The sequence below is a fragment of the Nonomuraea sp. NPDC048916 genome (assembly GCF_040649575.1).
In the GTDB taxonomy this organism is placed as follows: Bacteria; Actinomycetota; Actinomycetes; order Streptosporangiales; family Streptosporangiaceae; genus Nonomuraea.
The window spans coordinates 1-2935 of record NZ_JBEZFS010000097.1 but is presented as its reverse complement, the minus strand read 5'-3'; the positions used below and the strand labels follow the sequence as shown (position 1 = coordinate 2935).

The window sequence follows — 2935 nt, the reverse complement described above, 5'->3', positions numbered from 1 at the left end:
AGCGGCGGTCCCATGCCGTAGCGTTCACCCGGAAGGTGCGTCCGTTCTGTGCGATGTTGTGATCTCAGCAATCCGATCATCGCAGGTCGGAGGCACCTTCTTTATTTATTGATCTTCACCGGGAAATACCGCCTGAATAGCTGAGGTCAGCGTAAGCCAGCACCTTGCACCGCTCCCCTGCCCGCCCGTCGTGCAGCAGCAATGACGGTCTCTCTCCCCACTCTGCACATGACTCACGTTGCGGCCCAACTTCGGCCGCCGCATCGAGTACAGGCGGACGACCTCCTCCGACGTGGCGCCGCCTATGACCGACGACCCCAGCGCGCTGCTCCCGCAGATCCGCCCGGCACACGGCGTTTGGATGGTGCGCGCGCTGCCCTGCAGGACGAAGGACGAGGAGCTCGTGGAGCGGCGGCCGCGGACAGCAAATGGGGTCATAGCGAGGACAGGAACTATTCGGCAGGGCCGGGGCTGGGCGGTGTAGCAGCGCGGACAGACGACCATCTTGGCGCTGCCCGGGACCTTCCAGCGATACCGGCACAGGCGCGTGCGTCGGCAGCGGATGAGCGTGTCGTTCGGTAGCAACTCGCCCACCTGGAGCGGGCCGGCACGGTCGCAGGGGGGACAGGTCCATTCCGGCGGTGTCTGGTCCTCGTCGACCAGGCACCCGTCGACGGTGGTGAACCGCACCAAGATCCGCAGCGGGGCCTCGCGTTCGCTGGCCGTGGTGCCGCAGGTCACGCAGCGCGCATAACGGGGATCGCCGGACAGGTGCCGATTGAGCGCGATCGAGATCAGCATGCGGATCACGGGGCGGCCCTGACCTTCCTGAAGGGAAACAGCGCGGCGCTTGGATCGTCATCGACCCGTCCGTCGTGACAAGCGGCGGCCACCATCGCCCGCCGCCGTACGGGCGGGCGGGTTGATCGCTGCTGTGGCCAACTGGTGCTTGGTGTAGAGCGAGCGGTCCGTCAGTAACAGAATGTAACCAGAGGCCGGTTCGTGTTGATCCCCCTGACGACCAGGACCAGGCTGAGCAGACTCCCGTTGGTAAGCACCGCGGCCAGCCGCCACAACGACAACGCGAGCACTGACCCACCGGACGATCTCTCCCCGGCGTACTCACCGGCCCGGTCCGGCCCGCCCTCAGCTCGGGCCAGCGGACCATCGCGGCCAGCATGCACACCGCATCACCCCACGCCGACAGTGACGGCTCGATCGGTGGAGGGTCTGGATCGAGAGCGACCAGCCATCCGGCCAGCGTGGCCCGCACCTGCTCAGCCCGGCTTCGGGCCCGCCGCCTCCAGGAACACACCGTCCACGGCGAGCGATCCAGCAGGCTGACGATCCGACCCGCCCCGTGCCCGGCCGCGGCCAACTCCAAGCCCTAAGAAGATTCGATTCGAGTGCGCCACGATCGACCCATGACACTCCTCACGTAAAGTAATCGCCATGTGACGATCGGCGACTTGACTGAGCCTGCAGACTCGCTGGTACTGTTAACAGCGATTCCCCTACCCGCTTCGGTGGGTAGGTGCAGGCCCCGCCTCCGGGCGGGGCCTTTGCGTTATCACCACTTGACAGGTCGGCGAATCTCTCCCGAGCCATCCTGGAGAACGTCGGGAAACTGCGAATCTTCGAGTGCCTTCGACTTGATCTGCTTGAAGAAGCGTGGAGACAACGCCAACAGGTCACGACTGCGAAACCTAGGGTTGTGCGGATTTACCAGCCCTACCGGGACGTCGAGATCTTCGATCAACATCCGGATCGGCTCTCTCAGGTCGGAATCGTTACTGACCACCACGGCCATCTCGCAGTCTTCCCGGAAGGCGTCCAGCAACAGATGGCTCGCGAGATTGACATCGGAGCCTTTTTCCTCGGTCTTGATCACCTTCACTGTGCGAGGACCCGAGGGATCGGGCGTCGCGAGTGGCATGCGCGGCTTGGTCTCCTGGAAATGCCCATAATGGACTGAAACGTGCGGGATGGTTCCCAAAGCGCGCAAGTACATGTCCTGGCGGGTCGGGCTATCAGGGTCTCCCGGCCGCGCTGTGATGCGAGCGGTGAAGTACTTGATCCGGTTGATGTCATCCCGGGGCAGAAGCTTAATGCACAGCGCAGAAAGATCCAGCCACTTGTACGACGTGCTGTCAATCCCCTCAATCTGTGGAGATGGTCCTATGCCACGGCGGCCCTCATCAGGGCTGATGATGCTTGCCTCTTCTCGATCATCTGGTGCTCGAATGTGACAGGCGGCTGCCCGTCGTTGGCGCTGTGCCTGCGTTTGACGTTGTAGAAGTCCGCGATCCAGGTCGCGATCTTCAGCCGGGCCTCCGCTCGGGTTCGGAAGTGCTGCCGGTGCACGAACTCGACCTTCAGGGTGCTGTTGAGCGATTCGGCGGCTCCGTTGTCGAGCGCGCACCCGACTCGGCCCATCGACTGCACCACCCCGTGCTTGCGACATTCGGCCTGGTAGCGGGCCGCGGTGTACTCCGACCCGCGATCCGAGTGGAAGATCACCCCGTCTACGTCGCCGCCCCGGGTCGCCACGGCCATTTGCAGCGAGGCGACCGTCAGCGCCGAGTCATGGTGCTCGGACATGGCATAGCCGAGCAGCCGGCGGGAGAACAGGTCCTCGACCGAAGCCAAGTACAGCGGCCCCTCATCGGTGGTGATCATCGTGACGTCACCGACCCACAGCACGTCCCGGGCGGCCGCGGTGAACTTCCGGCGCACCAGATCAGGCGCGGCCGGCCGCCTGCCCTGCCGGGTCAGCGAGCGCGGCTTTTTCGGCGCCCGTCCGGCTAAGCCGAGTTCGGCCATCCGCCTGGCCACGGTGTTCTCCGACACCCGCCAGCCCGCCTCGTGCAGGTCTTGGGTGATCCGCGGCGAGCCGTAGGTGCCGCCCGATGCCGCGAACAGCCGCTTGATCTCC

Annotated in this window: 3 protein-coding genes; all 3 read right to left on the bottom strand. The window is 65.0% G+C overall.

Translation table 11 applies throughout. The annotated features are described in order from the left end of the window. Positions 1 to 105: 105 nt before the first annotated feature. Positions 106 to 810, bottom strand: a complete 705-nt coding sequence (locus AB0C16_RS39840) for a hypothetical protein (protein ID WP_357691311.1) — start codon at positions 808 to 810, stop codon at positions 106 to 108. Between the two features lie 760 nt (positions 811 to 1570). Then, entirely contained in the window at positions 1571 to 2011 is a 441-nt protein-coding gene (locus AB0C16_RS39835; protein ID WP_357691309.1) for an NYN domain-containing protein, read from the bottom strand. A gap of 167 nt (positions 2012 to 2178) precedes the next feature. Continuing rightward, positions 2179 to 2935 (bottom strand): IS3 family transposase (locus AB0C16_RS39830; RefSeq protein WP_357691307.1); only part of this gene is annotated, 757 nt, incomplete at its 5' end.

Coding starts and splice junctions, on each gene's coding strand:
- AB0C16_RS39835 (WP_357691309.1), bottom strand. CDS start 2,011: ATGTACTTGCGCGCTTTGGGAACCATCCCGCACGTTTCAGTCCATTAT.